Source organism: Streptomyces sp. NPDC088785 (assembly GCF_044750685.1).
Taxonomy (GTDB): Bacteria; Actinomycetota; Actinomycetes; order Streptomycetales; family Streptomycetaceae; genus Streptomyces.
On sequence record NZ_JBIVKH010000001.1, the window covers coordinates 693,628 to 713,927 of the forward strand.

22 protein-coding genes are annotated in these 20,300 nt (G+C 73.7%); 6 read left to right on the forward strand and 16 right to left on the reverse strand.

Translation table 11 applies throughout. The features are described 5' to 3' along the window. Nucleotides 1-115: 115 nt before the first annotated feature. From ACIP5K_RS03045 to tsaB, 4 genes are read right to left on the reverse strand one after another with little or no spacing between them, the layout of a single operon-like run. Nucleotides 116-370: a hypothetical protein gene (locus tag ACIP5K_RS03045; protein WP_401404343.1), complete on the reverse strand. Its 255-nt coding sequence runs from the start codon at nucleotides 368-370 to the stop codon at nucleotides 116-118. Continuing rightward, nucleotides 367-1,464 carry a tRNA (adenosine(37)-N6)-threonylcarbamoyltransferase complex transferase subunit TsaD gene (gene tsaD / locus ACIP5K_RS03050; RefSeq protein WP_401404345.1) on the reverse strand — a complete coding sequence of 366 codons (1,098 nt, stop codon included), beginning with the start codon at nucleotides 1,462-1,464 and terminating at the stop codon, nucleotides 367-369. Before tsaD ends, ACIP5K_RS03045 begins: the two co-directional genes overlap by 4 nt. Next, nucleotides 1,457-1,924, reverse strand: coding sequence for a ribosomal protein S18-alanine N-acetyltransferase (rimI, locus tag ACIP5K_RS03055; RefSeq protein ID WP_401405256.1), 468 nt, complete (start codon nucleotides 1,922-1,924; stop codon nucleotides 1,457-1,459). Before rimI ends, tsaD begins: the two co-directional genes overlap by 8 nt. Nucleotides 1,925-1,941: 17 nt before the next feature. Continuing rightward, on the reverse strand, nucleotides 1,942-2,595 hold the full coding sequence (gene tsaB, locus ACIP5K_RS03060) for a tRNA (adenosine(37)-N6)-threonylcarbamoyltransferase complex dimerization subunit type 1 TsaB (protein WP_401404347.1): 654 nt from the start codon (nucleotides 2,593-2,595) through the stop codon (nucleotides 1,942-1,944). A gap of 119 nt (nucleotides 2,596-2,714) precedes the next feature. Here tsaB and ACIP5K_RS03065 point away from each other — a divergent pair, with 119 nt between their 5' ends. Beyond that, the gene (locus ACIP5K_RS03065) at nucleotides 2,715-3,272 is read left to right on the forward strand and encodes a hypothetical protein (protein WP_401404349.1); all 558 of its coding nucleotides are present in this window, start codon (nucleotides 2,715-2,717) and stop codon (nucleotides 3,270-3,272) included. Here ACIP5K_RS03065 and ACIP5K_RS03070 read toward each other — a convergent pair. The 5 genes from ACIP5K_RS03070 to ACIP5K_RS03090 form a co-directional block, all read right to left on the reverse strand. Continuing rightward, a complete protein-coding gene (locus ACIP5K_RS03070; protein ID WP_401404351.1) occupies nucleotides 3,253-3,465 on the reverse strand; it encodes a hypothetical protein in 213 nt (70 codons plus the stop codon). The two genes, ACIP5K_RS03065 and ACIP5K_RS03070, sit on opposite strands and share 20 nt — an antisense overlap. Before the next feature lie 144 nt (nucleotides 3,466-3,609). Next, nucleotides 3,610-4,173, reverse strand: a complete 564-nt coding sequence (gene tsaE / locus ACIP5K_RS03075) for a tRNA (adenosine(37)-N6)-threonylcarbamoyltransferase complex ATPase subunit type 1 TsaE (RefSeq protein ID WP_401404353.1) — start codon at nucleotides 4,171-4,173, stop codon at nucleotides 3,610-3,612. Then, nucleotides 4,136-5,380, reverse strand: coding sequence for an alpha/beta fold hydrolase (locus ACIP5K_RS03080; RefSeq protein ID WP_401404355.1), 1,245 nt, complete (start codon nucleotides 5,378-5,380; stop codon nucleotides 4,136-4,138). The genes tsaE and ACIP5K_RS03080 overlap by 38 nt, the downstream gene beginning before the upstream one ends. An 82-nt stretch (nucleotides 5,381-5,462) precedes the next feature. Continuing rightward, on the reverse strand, nucleotides 5,463-6,656 hold the full coding sequence (alr, locus tag ACIP5K_RS03085) for an alanine racemase (protein ID WP_401404357.1): 1,194 nt from the start codon (nucleotides 6,654-6,656) through the stop codon (nucleotides 5,463-5,465). 44 nt (nucleotides 6,657-6,700) lie between these two features. Beyond that, a complete protein-coding gene (locus ACIP5K_RS03090; protein WP_401404359.1) occupies nucleotides 6,701-7,648 on the reverse strand; it encodes a L,D-transpeptidase family protein in 948 nt (315 codons plus the stop codon). A 152-nt stretch (nucleotides 7,649-7,800) separates the two neighbouring features. Here ACIP5K_RS03090 and ACIP5K_RS03095 point away from each other — a divergent pair, with 152 nt between their 5' ends. Together ACIP5K_RS03095 and ACIP5K_RS03100 are read left to right on the forward strand one after the other, a co-directional pair. Then, on the forward strand, nucleotides 7,801-8,382 hold the full coding sequence (locus tag ACIP5K_RS03095; protein WP_401405258.1) for a TetR-like C-terminal domain-containing protein: 582 nt from the start codon (nucleotides 7,801-7,803) through the stop codon (nucleotides 8,380-8,382). 1 nt (nucleotide 8,383) lies between these two features. Continuing rightward, complete coding sequence (locus ACIP5K_RS03100; protein ID WP_401404361.1) at nucleotides 8,384-9,814, forward strand: NAD(P)H-hydrate dehydratase; 1,431 nt, start codon at nucleotides 8,384-8,386, stop codon at nucleotides 9,812-9,814. A gap of 518 nt (nucleotides 9,815-10,332) precedes the next feature. On the opposite strand, the gene ACIP5K_RS03105 is transcribed toward ACIP5K_RS03100, so the two are convergent. Genes ACIP5K_RS03105 through ACIP5K_RS03115 form a run of 3 tightly spaced genes read right to left on the reverse strand, consistent with a single transcriptional unit; the run spans nucleotide 10,333 to nucleotide 12,841 of the window. Beyond that, nucleotides 10,333-10,704, reverse strand: a complete 372-nt coding sequence (locus ACIP5K_RS03105) for a holo-ACP synthase (protein WP_401404363.1) — start codon at nucleotides 10,702-10,704, stop codon at nucleotides 10,333-10,335. A gap of 24 nt (nucleotides 10,705-10,728) precedes the next feature. Next, complete coding sequence (gene glmS, locus ACIP5K_RS03110) at nucleotides 10,729-12,570, reverse strand: glutamine--fructose-6-phosphate transaminase (isomerizing) (protein WP_401404364.1); 1,842 nt, start codon at nucleotides 12,568-12,570, stop codon at nucleotides 10,729-10,731. Nucleotides 12,571-12,601: 31 nt separating this feature from the next. Further along, nucleotides 12,602-12,841, reverse strand: a complete 240-nt coding sequence (locus ACIP5K_RS03115; RefSeq protein WP_401404366.1) for a hypothetical protein — start codon at nucleotides 12,839-12,841, stop codon at nucleotides 12,602-12,604. A gap of 175 nt (nucleotides 12,842-13,016) precedes the next feature. Here ACIP5K_RS03115 and coaA point away from each other — a divergent pair, with 175 nt between their 5' ends. Both coaA and ACIP5K_RS03125 read left to right on the forward strand, forming a co-directional pair. After that, nucleotides 13,017-14,015, forward strand: a complete 999-nt coding sequence (gene coaA, locus ACIP5K_RS03120) for a type I pantothenate kinase (protein ID WP_401404368.1) — start codon at nucleotides 13,017-13,019, stop codon at nucleotides 14,013-14,015. Nucleotides 14,016-14,056: 41 nt separating this feature from the next. After that, on the forward strand, nucleotides 14,057-14,980 hold the full coding sequence (locus tag ACIP5K_RS03125; RefSeq protein WP_401404370.1) for a DUF389 domain-containing protein: 924 nt from the start codon (nucleotides 14,057-14,059) through the stop codon (nucleotides 14,978-14,980). A 64-nt stretch (nucleotides 14,981-15,044) separates the two neighbouring features. Here the strand turns inward: ACIP5K_RS03125 and glmM are convergent, their stop codons facing one another. From glmM to rplM, 3 genes are all read right to left on the reverse strand, one after another. Continuing rightward, the gene (glmM, locus tag ACIP5K_RS03130) at nucleotides 15,045-16,403 is read right to left on the reverse strand and encodes a phosphoglucosamine mutase (protein WP_401404372.1); all 1,359 of its coding nucleotides are present in this window, start codon (nucleotides 16,401-16,403) and stop codon (nucleotides 15,045-15,047) included. Nucleotides 16,404-16,507: 104 nt separating this feature from the next. Continuing rightward, nucleotides 16,508-17,029 (reverse strand): 30S ribosomal protein S9, encoded by a 522-nt coding sequence (gene rpsI, locus ACIP5K_RS03135; RefSeq protein ID WP_399056889.1) that lies wholly within the window; start codon nucleotides 17,027-17,029, stop codon nucleotides 16,508-16,510. A gap of 44 nt (nucleotides 17,030-17,073) precedes the next feature. After that, nucleotides 17,074-17,517 carry a 50S ribosomal protein L13 gene (gene rplM, locus ACIP5K_RS03140; protein WP_401404374.1) on the reverse strand — a complete coding sequence of 148 codons (444 nt, stop codon included), beginning with the start codon at nucleotides 17,515-17,517 and terminating at the stop codon, nucleotides 17,074-17,076. A 283-nt stretch (nucleotides 17,518-17,800) separates the two neighbouring features. On the opposite strand from rplM, the gene ACIP5K_RS03145 reads away from it, so the two are divergent. Beyond that, nucleotides 17,801-18,646: a hypothetical protein gene (locus tag ACIP5K_RS03145; protein WP_401404376.1), complete on the forward strand. Its 846-nt coding sequence runs from the start codon at nucleotides 17,801-17,803 to the stop codon at nucleotides 18,644-18,646. A gap of 12 nt (nucleotides 18,647-18,658) precedes the next feature. Here ACIP5K_RS03145 and ACIP5K_RS03150 read toward each other — a convergent pair whose 3' ends face one another. Next, entirely contained in the window at nucleotides 18,659-20,281 is a 1,623-nt protein-coding gene (locus ACIP5K_RS03150; RefSeq protein WP_401404378.1) for a glycosyltransferase family 39 protein, read from the reverse strand. Between the last annotated feature and the right edge of the window lie 19 nt (nucleotides 20,282-20,300).

The following is a 20,300-nucleotide window of genomic DNA, read 5'->3' on the forward strand; positions in this document are numbered from 1 at the left end:
GTCCGGATTATTACAACGGTAAACCTCTCGCCCGGACTCTTCGGAAAATCTCAGAAAATCTCCGCCGCACACCGCCGCGAAACGGTTCGTACCGGACCTCCGGCCGGGCGGGCGTTCAGGCGGTCTCGAAGCGCCAGCGGTGCACCGCGCGCGTCACCAGGTCCGGGTCGGGCTCGGGGAGTTCGGGGAGGTCGGCGTCGTAGGCGGCGTCCCACCAGGTGATGACGAGGACCCGGTCCTGGGGCGCGCGCAGCGTCTCGTGGCGCAGCGGCGCGACCGCCAGGGCCAGGGTCCGCTCCCTGGCCCAGGCGAGCAGCTCGTCGCCCCGGCCGGCGACCGCCCGGGCCTCCCACATCAGGGCGACGCTCACGGGTAGAGGTTCTCCTTGCTGACCTCGTGCACGTGGTCGTGGCCGTGGTGGTGGCCCGGCACGTGTGTCTCGGTCACCGGCAGCGAGGAGTCCGCGGACAGGTCCCACGAGGAGGCCGCCCGGTTCCTGGCCACCATCTCGGCGCCGAGCGCGGCGACCATCGCGCCGTTGTCCGTGCACAGCTTGGGGCGCGGCACCCGCAGCCGGATCCCGGCCCGCTCGCAGCGCTCCTGGGCGAGGGCGCGCAGCCGCGAGTTGGCCGCGACGCCGCCGCCGATCATCAGGTGGTCGACGCCCTCGTCCTTGCAGGCGCGGACGGCCTTGCGGGTCAGCACGTCGACGACGGCCTCCTGGAAGGACGCCGACACGTCCCGCACCGGCACGTCCTCGCCGGCGGCCCGCCGGGCCTCGATCCAGCGGGCCACGGCGGTCTTCAGCCCGGAGAAGGAGAAGTCGTACGCGGGGTCGCGCGGGCCGGTCAGCCCGCGCGGGAAGGCGATCGCGGCCGGGTCGCCCTCCCGGGCGTACCGGTCGATGACGGGGCCGCCCGGGAAGCCGAGGTTCAGCACGCGCGCGATCTTGTCGAAGGCCTCGCCCGCCGCGTCGTCGATGGTCGCGCCGAGGGGCCGCACGTCGGAGGTGATGTCGGTGGACAGCAGCAGCGACGAGTGGCCGCCGGAGACCAGCAGCGCCATCGTCGGCTCGGGCAGCCTGCCGTGCTCCAGCTGGTCGACGCAGATGTGCGAGGCGAGGTGGTTGACGCCGTAGAGCGGCTTGTCGAGCGCGTACGCGTACGCCTTCGCGGCCGAGACGCCGACGAGGAGGGCGCCCGCGAGCCCGGGGCCCGCGGTGACGGAGATGCCGTCGAGGTCTTTGGCGCTCACCCCGGCGTCCTTCAGGGCCCGCTGGATCGTGGGGACCATCGCCTCCAGATGTGCGCGGGAGGCGACCTCGGGGACGACGCCGCCGAAGCGGGCGTGCTCGTCGACGCTGGAGGCGACGGCGTCGGCGAGCAGGGTGGTGCCGCGGACGATGCCGACGCCGGTCTCGTCGCAGGAGGTCTCGATGCCGAGGACGAGGGGTTCGTCAGCCATGGTTCTTCTCTTCTGTCTCGGGCGTGGTGGTCAGGCGCATCACGAGGGCGTCCACGTTGCCCGGCTGGTAGTAGCCGCGCCGGAAGCCGATCGGCTCGAAGCCGAAGCGCTCGTAGAGTCTCTGCGCCCGGGTGTTGTCGACGCGCACCTCGAGCATCACCTCGGCGGCCTCGAAGGCGGTGGCGTGCCGCAGCAGTTCGGTGAGCAGCCGGGCGCCGAGCCCGCTGCCCCACTGGTCGCGGGCGACGGCGATGGTCTGGACGTCGGCCAGGTCCCCGGACGCGGCGAGCCCGCCGTAGCCGAGCAGCCGGTCCCCGTCGTACGCGACGACGTAGCGCCGCGTCGAGCCGACCCCGCGCGCGTGCGACAGCTCGGACCAGAACATGCCGCGCGACCAGGCGTCGTCCGGGAAGAGGTCCTTCTCCAGGGCGAGGACGGGATCGATGTCCCACCAGCGCATCTCGCGGAGGTCGGCGGTCACCGGGGAGTGACCACCTTGTAGTTCTTGGGCACCTGGGCGTCGGGCCTGCGCAGGTACAGCGGCCGGGGTTCGAGCAGTTCCTGGCCCGCCGCCAGCCGCTCGGCGGCCAGCGCGGCGAGCGCGGCGGCGCTGACGTGCTCGGGGGCGTGCGCGTCCGGGAAGACCTCGGGGTAGAGCAGCGCGCCCGCGCCGACGGCGGGCAGCCCCGCGACCCGCTCGGCGATGTCGGCGGGCCGGTCGACGGCGGCGTCGGTGATGCGGGTGCGCGGGTCGTCGTAGCGCGCCCAGTACACCTCCTTGCGCCGGGCGTCGGTGGCGACGACGAAGGGGCCGTCCACCTGCGCCTCGAACGCGAGTCCGTCCAGGGTGCACACGCCGTGCACGGGCACGTCGAGCGCGAGCCCGAAGGTGTCGGCGGTCATCAGGCCGACGCGCAGTCCGGTGTACGGTCCCGGGCCGACGCCCACGACGATCCCGGTGACGGCGTCGAGCCTCAGTCCGGCCTCCTGGAGCACCCGGTCGACGGCGGGCAGCAGCAGCTCCCCGTGTCTGCGGGCGTCCACCTGGCTCGACTCCGCGACGACGGAGGAGCCGTCGTGCAGGGCGACGGTGACGGCGGGGGTGGCGGTATCCACAGCGAGCAACAGCACGCGAACAGCCTACGACCACACCGGAGCGGACACGTCCGGACCGGCGACAACCCGGGGAGGGCCCGCTCCCGGCTGCTACCGTCACCCGGAGAAGTCGAACACCGAGAGGCAGGCACCTGGTGGCACGGAGCAGCACCGGATTCGTGACCGCGCTGACCGCGGGAGCGCTCGCCGTGGTCGGCTTCCTCGCCTATCAGGCCTCGGCCAGCGCCCCGGCCGATCTCGGCAAGTCGCCCGCCGCCTCGTCGTCCTCGTCGTCCTCGTCGTCCGCCGCGCCGAAGAAGAAGGCGGACCCGAAGGCGCTGCCCGCGCAGTCCGGCAAGGGCGAGCGGGTCGTCTACGCGCTGGGCGCGGACCGCGTCTGGCTGGTGGGCGGCAACGGCAAGGTGCAGCGCACGTACGAGGTGACGCCCGGCACGGTCGACCCGGCGCCCGGCAGGTACACGGTGAACTCGCGCTCGGGCGCGATCCCCGGCACGGACGGCACGCCGGTCGAGCACGTGGTGCGGTTCGCGAGCGCGAGCGGGGTGGTGATCGGGTTCAGCGCCGCGGTCGACGGCTCCACGCCCGAGCCCGACCCGACGAAGCAGACCGGCGGCATCCGCGAGTCGCGGGCCGACGGCGACGCGATGTGGGAGTTCGCCACCTTCGGGCGGCTCATTGTCGTGGTGCCCTGAGGGCCACCCGGACGTCCCCCGGCCCGCGCGCCGGGTCCTGACGGGAGTCCGGCGCGGGCGGCGCCGACACCAGCCGGGCCGCCGCGCAGGAGGCCAGCAGGTCCGCCATCGACACCCCGCGCACCACGTCCCGCCCGGCGCGCGGCAGCGGCGCCGCGGCGCGCGTCTCCACGTCACGTTCCGATGTCGTCATGGACGCCTCCCGGGGCCGCCTCGGCGATCGAGGTTAGGTAGACCTAACCAAGACGTGCTTCCATGTGAACACGCCGGAGGGGCGTCGCGCAACACGTTGCCGACGCCCTGTCGGGATGTGGGGAGGGAGCCGCCGGGCGCGGGCTCAGCGCGCCAGGGAGGCCAGGTCCGCCTCGGTCCAGCGCGCCCCGATGCCGCGCAGCGTCACCTCGCGCACCTCGTCGGCGGTGTCGCCGGTGGCCCGGTCGATGAGCACGTGCAGCCGGTCGTCGGAGAGCTCCTCGACCTTGCCGTCGCCCCACTCCACGACGACCACGGAGTCCGGGAGCGAGACGTCGAGGTCCAGGTCCTCCATCTCGTCGAGACCGCCGCCGAGCCGGTAGGCGTCGACGTGCACCAGCGCCGGGCCCGTGCCCAGCGGCGGGTGGACGCGGGCGATCACGAAGGTCGGCGAGGTCACCGCGCCGCGCACGCCCAGGCCCGCGCCGAGGCCGCGGGTCAGGGTCGTCTTGCCGGCGCCCAGCTCCCCGGTGAGCATCACGAGGTCGCCGGGGCGCAGCCGTCTCGCGAGGGCGAGACCCAGCTCCCGCATCGCGTCCGGGGAGCCGACCGTGATCGTGACGGCAGAGACAGGCGTGCCGGAAGGGGCAGGGCTGTCGGGGGTGGTGGGTTCAGCCGCCGGGTCGTGCGGTGCTGCCGGTGTCTCCATAGATCCCCACGGTAGCGGCTGCCGGCAGCGCTCCCGCACGGGCCAGCAGCTCGGCCAGCCGGTCGGTGACGACCTCCGGGTGCTCCAGCATCACCAGGTGCCCGGCGTCCGGCACGAGCACGAACTCGGCGCCGGGCAGCAGCTCCGCGATCGCCTCGCTGTGCCCGCTCGGCGTCACCAGGTCCTGCTCCCCCGCGAGGACCAGCACGGGCAGCCCGGCGAAGCGGCCCAGGGCGGCCGTCTTGTCGTGGTCCTGGAACGCCGGATAGAACTCGGCGACCACGTCGATGGGGGTGCCCTCGATCATCCGCTCGGCGAACCGGGCGATCGCCGGGTCGACGTCCCGGGTCGCGAACGAGTACCGCTTGACGATCCCGGCGAACAGGTCGGCCGTCGCCCGGCGCCCCCGCTCGACCAGGTCCGCGCGCTGCCCGAGGGCCTTGAGGACACCGGGCAGGATCCGGCGCACCACGTTCATCCCGGCCACCGGGAGCCCGTAGTTCACCTCGCCGAGCCGGCCCGACGAGGTGCCCACGAGCGCCACGCCCACCACCCGGTCGCGGACCAGCTCCGGGACCGTGTCCGCGAGCGCCATCACGGTCATGCCGCCCATGGAGTGGCCGACGAGGACGAGCGGGCCCTCGGGCGCCGCCGCCTCGATGACGGCCGCGAGATCGCCGCCGAGGGTGTCGATGGAGACCGGCCGGCCGCTCTCCGTCTGCTCCACCCCGCGCCCGGACCGGCCGTGGCTGCGCTGGTCCCAGTACACGCAGCGCACGAGACCGCGCAGGGCCGCGCGCTGGAAGTGCCAGGAGTCCTGGTTGAGGCAGTAGCCGTGGCTGAAGACGACGGTGACCGGCGCGGACGCCTTGCGGCCGAACAGGCGCCGCCCGCGGGGACCGGCCGCGGCGGCGTCCTCCCGCTCCACGTCGTCGACCTCGTAGTACAGCTCCGTGCCGTCGGCGGCGTACGCCTTGCCGGGCAGGCCGCGCAGCGAGCCGTACGGACCCGCCGCGTCCAGCGCGAGCCGGGCCTTGCGGCGCATCCCGCGGCCCACGGTGAGCCGCTCCACGGCGACCCCGGCGGCCGCGCCCGCCGCGACCACCCCCACCGCCGCGCCCGCGAGACCGGCCCGCCGCCAGGTCCCCGAGGCGGCCGCGGCGGCCTCGGTGACGGCCGCCGTGGCCGGTGCGCTGGTCTCGCTCACGTGCCGCTCCCTCGCTGTGCGCGCCGCTGCCGGGCCGCTCCGTCTTCCCCTGGTTCCCCGGATTTCCCGATCGCTTCCCGATTCACCCGGTGCGGGCCCGGTCGGCCCGCTCCGCGTCCGGCGTGCCGGCGGTCCCCCCGAGGTGGACGCGCGGGACGCGCGCGCCGATCCGCGTCACGATCTCGTACGCGATGGTGCCCGCCGCCGCCGCCCAGTCCTCGGCGGTCGGCTCGCCCGCGTCGCCGGGGCCGAACAGCACCGCCTCGTCGCCCGCGGCCGGCTCGTCGCCCCCGAGGTCGACGACGAACTGGTCCATCGCGACCCGGCCCGCGACCGTGCGCCGCTTGCCGCCGATCAGCACCGGTCCGGTGCCGGAGGCGTGCCGCGGGACGCCGTCCGCGTAGCCCAGCGGGACCAGGCCGAGGGTCGTGGGGCCGGGGGTGACGTAGTGGTGTCCGTAGCTGACGCCGAGGCCGCCCGGCGCGTGCTTGACGAGCGCCAGCGACGCCTTCAGGGTCATCACCGGGCGCAGCCCGAAGTCCTCCGGGGTGCCGAGCGCGGGGCTGGGCGAGATGCCGTACATGGCGATGCCCGGGCGGACCAGGTCGAAGTGGGTCTCGGGCAGGGTCAGGGTGCCCGGCGAGTTGGCGATGTGCCGCACCTCGGGGGTGACGCCCTCGCCCTCCGCGTGGCCGACCATCGCGCGGAACTCGCTCAACTGCGCGGCGATGGAGGGGTGTCCGGGCTCGTCGGCGCAGGCGAAGTGCGACCACAGGCCGGTGACCGTGATCAGACCCGCGGCCTGCGCGGCCAGCGCCTCGCGCACCAGCTCCGGCCAGTCCGCGCGCAGGCAGCCGCCCCGGCCGAGCCCGGTGTCGGCCTTGAGCTGGACGCGCGCGGTACGGCCCAGCTCCCGTGCGGCGGCGCTCACTTCGCGCAGCGCCCACAGGCCGCCCACCGACATGTCCAGGTCGGCCTCGACGCCCTCGCGCCAGGGCCCGCCGGGCACCCACAGCCAGCACATGATGCGGCCCGGGATCCCGGCCGCGCGCAGGGCCAGCGCCTCCTCGGGGGTGGCGGTGCCGATCCACTCGGCGCCCGCCTCCTTCGCGGCGCGGGCCACCGGCAGCATCCCGTGCCCGTACGCGTCGGCCTTCACGACGGCCATGAACGCGGCCCCCGGCGCGTGCGCGCGCAGGGACCGCACATTGGCCTGGAGCGCGGCCAGGTCGATCTCGGCGCGGGCGCGGAGCGGGGCAGTCACGTTCTCGTTCATGGTGCGCCCAGTGTCTCAGAGCGGTGCGACAACTCCCCGGAGAGTCAGGTGCCGGGCCTGCGCCCCCACACGTAGACCCGGTCGCCGCCCTTGAGGACGCCCCACAGCCGCTTGGCGTCGGCCACCCGCAGATTGACGCACCCGCGCGAGCCGGGCGGGCTGTACACGCTCCCGTAGATGCCGTGGAACGCCTGCCCGCCGCTGAAGAACTGGCTGTACGGCATCGGGCTGTTGTACAGCGACGACCAGTGGTTCTTGTGCCGCCAGTACACCTTGTGCCAGCCGGTGCGGGTGCGCTCGCCGGCCCGTCCGGTGCGGATCGGGACCGGCCCGTAGACGATCTTCCTGCCCTTGCTGACCCACATGAGCTGGCGCGGCAGGTCGACACAGGCGAGGCGGTACGCGCGCGTGGGGCACTTCTTCGCCGCGTCGGGGTTCTCGCGGGCGCTGATGGCGCGCATCCGGCCCCAGGTGACGGGCCCGGTGAAACCGGCGTTCGGGCGGATGCCCTGCCGGGTCTGGAAGGCGCGGACGGCGCGGCAGTCGGCGGGCGACTGCCGCCCGTCGACGGGCCGCCCGAGCCAGCGTTCGACCTGGCGCTGGTAGGGGCCGGCCCGCCGGGTGCAGGCGGGTGCCGCGAGCGGGCCGGGCGCCCCGGCGCCGGACGCCGCCGGGTGGCGCGCCTCGCCCGGCGGCACGTACTCGATGAGCGCGTCGGCCTCCGGCGGCGCGGGCGGCGGCTCGGTCGCCTCGTCCTCGGCGCCGGGCCGGAAGACGTGCGGGGGCAGCGTCTGGTCGGGGGTGTCCTGGGGCCACCGGCGATGGGGGGCGGGCCGGACGCCGGGGACGAGTCCGGCGCCGGGGGCCGGGGCGGACGCCGTCGCCGCGGCCGGCGCCGGCGGCCCGGGGTCCGCGAGGGCGTGGCCGGCGGGCAGCGCCGCGGCGAGGGCGAGCAGCACGGCGAGTCCGCCGCGCACGGGGGTGCTGGTCATGGGCCCGAGAGAAACCCGGCGGCGCGGCGCTTCCCGGTCAGCCGCGCGGCACGCGGCCCGAAAAGCGGTTGATCGGCCTACTGGAACCTGCGTACCGTAAGCAGAAACCTAGGGACCCTAGGTGAACGGAAAGGGGCCGTAGGAACATGATGATGGCCAGGGCGGGCCTGACCGGCGAGCGGGTGGTGGCCGCCGCCGCCGATCTCGCGGACACGGTCGGCTTCGAGCACATCACCATCGCGGCGCTCGCCCGCGGCTTCGGCGTGAAGGACGCGAGCCTGTACGCGCACGTGCGCAACCTCTCCGACCTGAGCACCCGGGTCGCGGTGCTCTCCGGGCTCGACCTCGCGGACCGGATCTCGGACGCGCTCGCGGGCCGCGCCGGGCGGGACGCGCTGTTCGCCTTCGCGCACGCCTACCGCGCCTTCGCCCGGGACCACCCCGGCCGGTACGCGGCGACCCAGCTGGAGCTCGGCCCCTCCGCGCTCGACGACCACCCGGGCCTGCGCCGCAACCTGACCGGCCCCTACGCCCTGCTCCAGGGCTACGGCCTGGCCGAACCGGCCCTGACCGACGCGGTGCGCCTGCTGCGCAGCACCTTCCACGGCTTCGTCGCCCTGGAGCTGGCGGGCGGCTTCCGGCACAGCCGGGACGTGGAGCGGTCCTGGACCGCCGCCCTGGAGGCCCTGCACCTCGCGCTCTCCCACTGGCCCGGGGTGGGGGACACTCGATGACATGCGCACTGCCTATGACGTGGAAACGGTCCGGTCCGCCGAACGCGCGCTGATGGCCCGGCTGCCGGACGGCACGCTGATGCACCGCGCCGCGGCGGGTCTCGCCGTCGCCTGCGCGGACCTGCTCGGCAAGGTGTACGGGTCCCGGGTGACGGTGCTGGCCGGCTCCGGCGACAACGGCGGCGACGCGCTGTTCGCGGGCGCGCGGCTGGCCCGGCGCGGCGCGGGCGTCACCGCCCTGCTGCTGGCCCCGGACCGGGCCCACCCGGGCGGTCTCGCCGCCCTGCGCGCCGCCGGGGGCGCGGTCGCGGACGCCGGGTCGGCGACCGCCGAGGAGACCGTCTCCCGGGCGGACCTGGTCCTGGACGGCATCGTCGGCATCGGCGGCCGGGGCGGGCTGCGGCCCCGCGCGGCCCGGCTGATCGAGGCCGCCCGGGGCATCGTGGTGGCCGTGGACCTGCCGAGCGGCGTCGACGCGGACACCGGCGAGGTGCACGGCGACGCCGTCCGGGCCACGGCGACCGTCGCCTTCGGCGCGTACAAGCCGGGGCTGCTGATCGACCCGGCGCACGAGTACGCGGGCGCGCTCCGCCTGGTCGACATCGGCCTCGGACTCCCGCCCGAACAGGCCGTGCTGGAGGCGCTGCACCACGCGGACGTGGCGGCGCTGCTGCCGGAGCCGGCCGGCGAGAGCGACAAGTACCGGCGCGGTGTGGTCGGCGTCGTCGCCGGCTCGGCGCGCTACCCGGGCGCGGCGGTCCTGGCCGTGGCGGGCGCCCTGCACGGCGGCGCGGGCGCGGTGCGCTACGTGGGGCCGGCGGCGGACGCGGTGCTCGCGCGGTTCCCCGAGACGCTGGTCTCGGCGGGGCCGCCCGCGAAGGCGGGGCGCGTGCAGTCCTGGGTGATCGGGCCCGGCCTGGGCGACGACACCGCCGGGCTGCCGGACGTCCTGGACGCCGACGTGCCGGTCCTGATCGACGCGGACGGGCTGCGGCTGGCCGACGCGCGGGCCGTGCGGGCCCGCACCGCGCCCACCGTGCTCACGCCGCACGCCGGGGAGGCGGCGGCGCTCCTGGGGGTCGCCCGCGACGAGGTGGAGGGCCGGCGCCTGTCCTCCGTACGGGAGTTGGCGGAGCGCTTCCGGGCGACGGTGCTCCTGAAAGGCTCGACGACCCTGGTCGCGGCGCCCGACGGCCCGGTCCGCGTGAACCCGACCGGCACCCCCTGGCTCGCCACCGCGGGCAGCGGCGACGTCCTCTCGGGCCTGACCGGCTCCCTCCTCGCGGCGGGTCTGCGTCCCCTGGACGCCGCCTCCGCCGCCGCCTACCTCCACGGCCTGGCGGCCCGCTCCACCGCCAACGGCGCCCCGGTCACGTCCCAGGACATCGCCCAGGCCGTCCCGACGGCCTGGCGCTCCATCAAAACACCGTAACCACACCGGGCCCTTCCATCACCCGCGGCCCGGTGACCGCGTCTCGCGCAGTTCCCCGCGCCCCTAGGCCGTCTCTCACGCGCGCCACCGTCGTGGCTGGTCGCGCAGTTCCCCGCGCCCCTGAGGCTGCGCTGCGCGCTGCCTCCCCCCAGGGGGCACGGGTGGGGGTTGGTGCACCGCCCCTGGGCGAGCGGAGCTCGCACCCAGGGGCGCGGGGAACTGCGCGAGACGCGGCCACCGGCCGTCACCCGGGGAAGAGAACCCGTGGGGCAGACGCGGATCCCTCAGGGGCGCGGGGAACTGCGCGAGACGCGGCCACCGGCCGTCACCCGGGGAAGAGAACCCGTGGGGCAGACGCCGATCCCCCAGGGGCGCGGGGAACTGCGCGAGAAGCGGCCACCGGCCGTCAGCCGGGAAGGCAACCCGTGGGGCAGACGCCGATCCGTCCGGGGCGGGGCGGGGCCACCGGCCAGCCCCCCGGACGAACACCCGCCCCGAAAGACCGCTCAAGCGCGGCATCAGCCCTCGGCGACCACCACGGCCGACGCCACCCCGGCATCATGGCTGAGCGAGACATGGAAGGACCGCACCCCCAGCTCGGCGGCGCGCGCGGCCACGGTCCCGCTCACCCGCAACCGCGGCTGCCCGCTCTCCTCGACATACACCTCGGCATCCCCCCACCGCAGCCCCCGAGGCGCCCCCAGCGCCTTGGCCGCCGCCTCCTTGGCCGCGAACCGGGCGGCGAGCGAGGCGACCCCGCGCCGCCCGCCCCCCGGCAGCACCAGCTCCCCGTCCGTGAACAGCCGCGCCGCCATCCCGGGCGTACGCTCAAGCGCCGCCGCGAACCGCTCGATCTCGGCCACGTCGATCCCGACCCCGATGATGCTCATGCCGAGCACTTTAAGGTCGCGCCGTCACTCGACGGTCACCGACTTCGCCAGGTTCCGCGGCTGGTCCACCTCGTTCCCCCGCGCCGTCGCCAGCTCGCACGCGAACACCTGCAACGGCACCGTCGCCACCAGCGGCTGGAGCAGCGTCGGCGTGACCGGCACCCGCACCAGGTGATCGGCGTACGGCACCACGGCCTCGTCGCCCTCCTCCGCGATGACGATGGTCAGCGCCCCGCGCGCCCGGATCTCCTGGATGTTGGAGACGATCTTGTCGTGCAGCACCGAGCGCCCGCGCGGCGACGGCACCACGACGACCACCGGCACCCCGTCCTCGATCAGCGCGATCGGCCCGTGCTTCAGCTCCCCCGCGGCGAACCCCTCGGCGTGCATGTACGCCAGCTCCTTGAGCTTCAGCGCCCCCTCCAGGGCCACGGGGTACCCGACGTGCCGCCCGAGGAAGAGCACGGTGTCCTGCCCGGCCAGCGACCGGGCCAGCTCGCGCACCGGCTCCATGGTCTCCAGGACCCGCTCGACCTCGTCGCCGATGCGCCCCAGCTCCCGTACGACGGCGGTGATCTCGTCGCCCCACTTGGTGCCCCGCACCTGGCCCAGGTACAGCGCGACCAGATAGCAGGCGACGAGCTGCGTCAGGAACGCCTTCGTCGAGGCGACGGCCACCTCGGGGCCGGCGTGCGTGTACAGCACGGCGTCGGACTCGCGCGGGATCGTCGAGCCGTTGGTGTTGCAGATGGCGAGCACCGTCGCCCCCTGCTCGCGCGCGTGCCGCAGCGCCATCAGGGTGTCCATGGTCTCGCCGGACTGCGAGATCGCGATGACCAGCGACCGCGCGTCGAGGATCGGGTCCCGGTAGCGGAACTCGCTCGCCAGCTCCACCTCGCACGGGATCCGGGTCCAGTGCTCGATGGCGTATTTGGCGATCAGCCCGGCGTGGAACGCGGTCCCGCAGGCCACGATGACGACCTTGTCGACCATCCGCAGCACCTGCGCCGGGATCCGCAGCTCGTCCAGCGTCAGCTGCCCCTCGGCGCCGATCCGGCCCAGCAGCGTGTCGGCGACGGCCTTCGGCTGCTCCGCGATCTCCTTGAGCATGAAGTAGTCGTAGCCGCCCTTCTCGGCGGCGGAGGCGTCCCAGTCGATGTGGTAGCTGCGCACCTCGGCGGGCCGGCCGTCGAAGTCCGTCACGACGATCGCGTCCGCCCGCAGCTCGACGACCTGGTCCTGGCCCAGCTCGATCGCGGAGCGGGTGTGCGCGATGAACGCCGACACGTCCGACGCCAGGAACGCCTCGCCCTCCCCGACGCCCACCACCAGCGGCGAGTTCCGGCGCGCGCCCACCACCACGTCCGGCGCGTCCGCGTCCACCGCGACCAGCGTGAACGCGCCCTCCAGCCGCCGGCACACCCGGCGCATGGCCTCCGCCAGGTCCCCGGCGCGCTCCTCGCCCAGCAGGTGCGCGACCACCTCGGTGTCCGTCTCGGAGACGAGCGGGTGCCCGCGCTCGGCCAGCTCCTCGCGCAGGGCCGCGAAGTTCTCGATGATCCCGTTGTGGACGACCGCGATCCGGCCGGAGCCGTCCGCGTGCGGGTGCGCGTTGGCGTCCGTGGGCCCGCCGTGGGTGGCCCAGCGGGTATGTCCGATGCCCGTGGACCCGACCGGCAGCGGCCGGTCGACCAGGGCCTTCTCCAGGTTGGCGAGCTTGCCGGCCTTCTTCACCGAGGACAGCGCACCGTCGGCGAGGACCGCGATCCCCGCCGAGTCGTAGCCCCGGTACTCCAGGCGCTTGAGCCCCGCCAGCACCACGTCATGAGCCGACTGTGAACCTACGTATCCGACGATTCCGCACATACAGGGCAGGGTAGGCCCGCGTCCGCCGCGATCAGCGGCCCCACGCGATCCGGTCCCGCGCGTCCTGCACCAGGTGCAGGTACTCGGCCTCCTCGCAGCGCGGCTTGCTCCCCATCTCGTACAGGTCGAGGCAGTCGTCGAGGTCCTCGCCGATGTCCTCGTCGGGCAGCTCGTCGGCCAGCTCGCTGCGCACCCGCCCCGCCCACTCCTCCGCGTCCCGGCCCGCCTCCAGCCACGTACGGACGAACGCGGGCACCCGGAGCAAGGACATCGCGTCACACCTCCCGCCCACGCGACCGGCTCCGTCCCGCAGGCCCACGGAACGTATCGCCGCACCCACCGGAGGTCCATAGACGTGCACGACCTGTGACGGCGGGACGGTGCGGGGGTACCCGGCGTGACGCAGCCCACGCCCACGACATGCCACACAGCCGTAACAATGGACTGTGATCTCTCCGGTCTCCGAAAATCTGCGGAGCGCCCACCGGCACAGGCCGGAGGCGACTCCCTACGTCGACCTCACCCGCGGCGAGTGGAGCGCGCTGCGCGACAAGACACCGCTGCCCCTCACCGCCGAGGAGCTGGAGCGGCTGCGCGGCCTCGGCGACGTGATCGACCTCGACGAGGTCCGCGACATCTACCTGCCGCTGTCGCGCCTGCTCAACCTGTACGTCGGCGCGACCGACGGCCTGCGCAGCGCGCTCAACACCTTCCTCGGCGACACGGGCGAGAAGGGCTCCCAGTCGGGCACGCCGTTCGTCATAGGGGTCGCGGGCTCGGTGGCCGTCGGCAAGTCGACCGTCGCGCGGCTGCTCCAGGCGCTGCTGTCGCGCTGGCCCGAGCACCCGCGCGTCGAGCGCGTCACCACCGACGGCTTCCTGCTGCCCACCAGGGAGCTGGAGGCCCGCGGCCTGATGGCGCGCAAGGGCTTCCCCGAGTCCTACGACCGGCGGGCGCTGACCCGGTTCGTCGCCGACATCAAGGCGGGCAAGGACGAGGTGACGGCGCCCGTCTACTCGCACCTGATCTACGACATCGTGCCGGACGAGCGGCTCGTCGTGCGCCGCCCGGACATCCTCATCGTCGAGGGCATCAACGTCCTGCAACCCGCGCTGCCCGGCAAGGACGGCCGCACCCGGGTGGGCCTCGCCGACTTCTTCGACTTCAGCGTGTACGTGGACGCGCGCGAGGAGGACATCCAGCGCTGGTACCTCAACCGCTTCAAGAAGCTGCGCGCGACGGCGTTCCAGAACCCGTCCTCGTACTTCCAGAAGTACACGCGGGTCTCGGAGGAGGAGGCGCTCGACTACGCCCGCTCCACCTGGCGCACCGTCAACCGGGTCAACCTGCTGGAGAACGTGGCGCCCACCCGCGGCCGCGCGAGCCTCGTCATCACCAAGGGCCCGGACCACAAGGTGCAGCGGCTGCGACTGCGCAAGCTGTGACCGCGCGCCCGCACGCGGGCCGGGGCTGTTAGAAAGGCGTCATGCTGCATCTGCGCCTGATCACCCCGGCCGACGCGACGGACGACGCGGTGCGTCTGCTGGAGACGACGGTCGGCACCACCCACCTCGTGGTGCTGCCGGGCGCGGCCCGCGACCCCGCGGGCGACGTCGTCCTGTGCGACGTCGCCCGCGAGGCCGGCGACGAACTCCTCGCCCGGCTCAGGGATCTGGGGATCGACGAGACCGGCTCGATCGCCGTCGAGAACATCGACCTCTCGCTCTCCCGGCACGCCGACCGGGCGGAGGCCGACGCACCGGGCGAGGGCGCGGACGCGGTCCTGTGGGACCAGCTGACCGAGGCCACCCACGAGGAGTCGACGCTCTCCGTCACCTACGTCGCCTTCATGCTGATCGCCACCATGATCGCGGCCTGCGGCGTGGTGCTCGACAACGCGATCCTGATCGTCGGCGCCATGGCCGTCGGCCCCGACTTCGGCCCGGTCGCCGGCCTGTCCACGGCCCTCGTGCGACGCGCCCCGCGGCTGGCCCTGCGGGCGCTGGTCGCGCTGCTCGTCGGCTTCGCGGTGTCGATGGTGGTGGCGGTGGGCTTCAGCTTCTTCATGGACGCGGTCGGCCTGTTCAGCCGCGCCCAGCTGGAGGCGGACCGCCCCAACACGAGCTTCATCTTCAACCCGGACTGGTTCTCGTTCGTGGTGGCGGTCCTCGCGGGCGTCGCCGGCACCCTCTCCCTCACCTCGGCGAAGTCCGGCGCGCTGGTGGGCGTCGCCATCTCGGTGACGACCGTCCCGGCCGCGGCGAACGCGGCGGTGGCGTTCAGCTACACCGAGTACCGCCAGGCCTGGGGCTCGACGGAACAACTGCTCCTGAACCTCCTGGGCATCGTCGTGGCCGGCACCCTGACCCTCCTGGTCCAGAAGTGGTCCTGGAGCAGAACGCGCCCCTGAGGCGAGCGGGGCTCGCTCCCAGGGGCGCGCGAAGCGGCACCGCACGACGGCGGCGCCGCCCGGACTATCCCAGCGCCGACTTCACGACATCGGCGAGCCGGCCGGCGACGGCCCGCGCCTGCTCGATGTCGGCGGCCTCGACCATCACCCGCACCAGCGGCTCGGTCCCGGACGACCGCAGCAGCACCCGCCCGGTGGAGCCCAGTTCGGCCTCGGCCTCGGCCACGGCACCGGCGATCTCCGGCGCCGACCCGACCCGCGACTTGTCCACGTCCGGCACGTTGATGAGCACCTGCGGCAGCCGCTCCATGACGGACGCGAGGTCCTGGAGCGAACGCCCGGTCTGCGCGACGCGCGCCGCGAGCAGCAGCCCGGTGAGGGTGCCGTCCCCGGTGGTCGCGTGGTCCAGGACGATGACGTGCCCGGACTGCTCGCCGCCCAGCGCGTACCCGTGCTCCTTCATGTTCTCCAGCACGTACCGGTCGCCGACCGCGGTCTGTTCGAGCGTGACGCCCGCGCGCTCCAGGGCCAGCTTCAGCCCGAGATTCGACATGACGGTCGCGACAACGGTGTCGTGCCGCAGCGCGCCGCGCTCCTTCATCGCCAGCGACAGCACCGCGATGATCTGGTCGCCGTCGACCTCGGAGCCGGTGTGGTCCACGGCGAGGCAGCGGTCGGCGTCCCCGTCGTGCGCGATGCCGAAGTGGGCGCCGTGCTCGACGACGGCGGCCTTCAGCAGGTCCAGGTGGGTCGAGCCGCACCCGTCGTTGATGTTGAGCCCGTCGGGCTCGGCGCCGATGGTGACGATCTCGGCCCCGGCCCGGGTGAACGCCTCGGGCGAGACCCGCGAGGCCGCGCCGTGCGCCTCGTCGAGGACGATCTTCAGCCCTTCGAGCCGGTTCGGCAGCACGCCCACCAGGTGCGCGATGTACTGGTCGTGGCCCTCGTCGTACGTCTTGACGCGGCCGACCCCGGCGCCGGTCGGCCGGCTCCACGGGGCGCCGGTGCGGTGCTCCTGGTAGATCGTCTCGATGCGCTCCTCCAGGGCGTCGTCCAGCTTGTGGCCGCCGCGCGCGAGGAACTTGATGCCGTTGTCCGGCATGGCGTTGTGGCTCGCGGAGAGCATCACGCCGAGGTCGGCGCCCAGCGCGCCGGTGAGATACGCCACCGCGGGGGTGGGCAGCACGCCGACGCGCAGGACGTCGACGCCCGCGCTCGCCAGGCCCGCGACGACCGCGGCCTCCAGGAACTCGCCCGAGGCGCGCGGATCGCGGCCGACGACCGCGACGGGCCGGTGCCCCTCGAACGAACCGGCCTCACCGAGTACGTGCGCCGCGGCGACCGACAGACCGAGCGCCATCTCGGCGGTCAGATCGGCATTGGCCACACCGCGCACGCCGTCCGTGCCGAAGAGTCGTCCCACTTGGTGTCCTCCGAACTGAAAACAAGTCGACCATAAAGCCGAACGCCCCGGCAGCACGCGAAGTGCCGCCGGGGCGAACGGGAAGAGCAAGCAGGCAGCGAGCTTTAGCGCTTGCTGTACTGCGGGGCCTTACGGGCCTTCTTGAGACCGGCCTTCTTGCGCTCGACCGCACGGTCGTCACGCTTGAGGTAACCGGCCTTCTTGAGCGCCGGACGGTTGTTGTCCACGTCGGCCTCGTTCAGCGCGCGGGCGACACCGAGGCGCAGCGCACCGGCCTGGCCGGAGACACCGCCACCCGCGATGCGGGCGATGACGTCGTAGCGGCCGTCGAGCTCGAGCACCTTGAAGGGCTCGTTGACTTCCTGCTGGTGGACCTTGTTCGGGAAGTAGTCCTCGAGCGTGCGCCCGTTGACCTTCCACTTGCCCGTGCCCGGCACGATGCGGACGCGCGCGATGGCGTTCTTGCGACGGCCCAGGCCGGCGGCCGGCTGCGGGTCGCCGAAGCGGGCGGGGTTGGACTCCGAGGTGTACTCGCCCTCGACGGGCGCGTCCGACTCGGTGGTGTAGCTCTCGACGTCGACGATCTCGGTCTCTTCGACCGGCGTCTCGGCAGTGGTCTCGGCCACGATTCTCCTCAGATTCTTTTCTGTCTTTGGGGGTGTGGCCGGAACTACTGCGCGACCTGGGTGATCTCGAACGGCACCGGCTGCTGGGCAGCGTGCGGGTGCTGGTCGCCCGAGTAGACCTTCAGCTTCGAGAGCATCTGACGGCCGAGCGTGTTCTTGGGAAGCATGCCCTTGACGGCCTTCTCGATGGCCTTCTCGGGGTTCTTCGCCAGAAGCTCGTCGTAACGGACGGAGCGCAGACCACCCGGGTAGCCGGAGTGGCGGTACGCCATCTTCTGGGTCTTCTTGTTGCCGGACAGGTGAACCTTGTCGGCGTTGACGATGACGACGAAGTCGCCCATGTCCATGTGCGGGGCATAGGTCGGCTTGTGCTTGCCACGGAGGAGGGTCGCGGCAGTGGTGGCCAGACGGCCCAGGACGATGTCCTGCGCGTCGATGACGTGCCACTGGCGAGTCACGTCGCCGGGCTTAGGGCTGTACGTACGCACTTAGCAGCCTTCTTCTTCAGTGGATGGGTGCTGAAACATGGCATCACTGAAGCGATCGTGCAGCTGGGGACGACAGTGCCGGGTTCAGCGCCCGTATGCCGCCCACTGGTAACTGCTCCAGGGAACCCGTGCGGGGGCCTCTCACATGAACATGAGCGAACCACCACACATAACGACTAGGCAGACTACCCGCGGCGCCCCGCACGGGTCAAAACGCGTCCCGGGCGGCCGGCCGCCTGCACCCCTCCCCCCGCACTCCTGTGCCCCGTTTAAGATGCGCCCCATGAGCTTCGGGCAGGGGGGACCCCCGTGGGGGCCCAATGACAACGGAAACGCTCCGGACTGGGCGGCGCTCGCCGAGGCCTCGGAAGCACGCGCTCGCAAGCGTCGGTGGCTGCTGATCGTCGGCGCCGTGGTCGCCACGCTCGCCGTGGGCTCGGTGGTGGCCTGGGGGATCGTCTCCGCGAACGGGAGCGACGGCGCCGACGGCAAGCCGGCCGACCGGCTGCCGAGCACCGCGGACATCCCGAGCGAGGAGAAGAGCGCGCAGCCGTCCTTCGCGCCGACGTCGGCGCCGCCGCCGCTGGACCCGAACGACTTCATCGACAGCGCGGCGAAGGACACCGCCCCGCTCGGCCCGGACACGCTGTTCCCGGGCCGGACGCTCACGTTCGGTGGCCACACGTACACGAAGGGCGCCACGAGCCGCAGCGCCGACTGCACCGCCGCCGCGCAGAAGGGCCTGGCCGGCGTCCTGAAGCGCAACGGCTGCACCGAGGTCATCCGCGCCACGTACTACAAGAGCGGGTCGGCGGTCACCATCGGCGTCGCCGTCTTCGGCAGCAAGGCGCAGGCCACGAACGCCAAGGAGCAGTACGACTTCGACGGCGGCGTCGTCTCGCTGCCGGGCTCCGGCGTCCCCACGTTCTGCCGTACGACGGTCTGCCGGCAGACCGCGAACTCGGTGGGCCGGTACGCGTACTTCACCAACGGCGGCCGCACCAACGGCACGGACGCCACCAAGAAGGACAGCGTCCTGTTCGCGCTCGGCGACGACCTCCAGGAGTACACGTTCCAGAAGATCAAGCAGCGCGGCGAGACCCAGGCATCGGCCGCCGCCCGCCGCTGAGGCCGGCGGGGCTCAGCCGCCGGTCCTGACCCAGATCCGGTACCGGCCGGTGCCGGCGGAGTTGCGGAACGGCAGCTCGGCCAGCAGCCGGTAGCGGGTGCCGTCCCGGACCGCGGCGGCGACGAGGTCGTCGACCCGCGGGTTGGTGAGCCCGTCGAGGACGATCAGGTCGAACGCGCCGTCGCGGACCGCGGCGCGGTAGGCGTCGTCCCCCGCGTGGTAGCCGCCCCGGCGGTCCTCGTACTCCATCCCGAAGACGCTCTGCCACTGCTCGTGCCCGGCCCGGCGGCGCAGGTAGTAGGCGGGCACCTCGGGCGTCGAGCCGAGGTAGTACCCGGTGGAGTCCACGCGCGGGGCGATCGTCCGGATCATCCGCGAGGAGTCGGGCCACAGGCCGAACCGCCAGTCCGCCTGCTGGATGCCCAGGCACAGCGCGGTCGTCCACAGCAGGATGCCGAGCTGCGGGTGCCGGAAGTGCGCGCCGACCAGCCGGGTCACGCCGACGCCCGCCATCGGCGCGGCGAAGAACAGGCCGAAGCCGATGTGCTTGAACAGCGAGACCACCGTCGCCAGATGGATCTGGTACGCGGGCGCGAGCAGCGCGGTGCCGCACAGCAGCAGCCCGAGCAGCAGCCGCCGCCCCCGGCCGGGACCGGCCAGCCCCCGGGCGAGCGGTGACTCGTTGAGCCGGCCGCGCCACCCGTACGAGAGCGCGCCGCCGACCGCCGTGAGGAACATCAGGCCACCCCACTGGACGGACTGTTCCAGCAGGTAGCGGGTGCTGTCGCCGCCGTGGGCGCGGTCGGTGGTGGTCTGCCGCACACCGGCGAGCAGGTCGGTGGCGTGGGCGCCCGCGGCGAGCAGCCCGCCGGTGCCCAGCACCAGCAGCACCGCCCGCAGGACGGCGGACCCGGCGCCGCGCCCCGGCCACGCCGTGATCAGCGCCAGCAGCACGATCGTCGGCAGGTACAGGGCGGACGCGTACTTCACGCCGACGGCGAGCACGGCGACGGGCACGGCGAGCAGCCCGGCGACGGCGGGCAGCCGGTCGGTGCGCACCACGATCCAGGTGGCCAGCGCGAGCAGGAACAGCGCCGTCGCGTCGTACGTCGCGAAGTGCCCCATGACGGTCGTCGACTGCATGACGGCGAACAGCCCGGCCGCGGCGAGCGCCGCCCGCTCGCTGAACAGGCGCCGGGTGATCGTGTAGAGCAGGCCGGTGGTGCCCAGCATGAGGACGAGGCTCAGGGCGCGCGCCCCGGACAGCCCGAACCGCCCGTCGACCAGGGCGGCGAGCACGGGGTACAGCTGCGGGGCACCCGAGAAGTAGGCCGCGTAGTCCTTCGGCAGCGGGGTGCCGTGGAGCAGGTGGGCGAGTTCGGCGTGCCCGGCGGTCAGATACAGCGCCTCGTCCTGGAACGCGGTGTTGGACAGGCGCAGCGACAGCGCCGCCTGGACCGCCAGGATCAGCACCAGCACGGCCCGGCTGACCCAGGCGCGCCGGGCGCCGGCCGTCATGTCCCAGGCCGCCTCGGGCGTCCCCGGGATCTCGTAGCCCGGCTCGGGCTCGACGGGCGCCGGCTGGGTCACGGTCCGCAGCGCGTACGTCTCGTCGTCGGGCCTGCGCAGGGGCACGGGGTACGGCTCCGGCCCG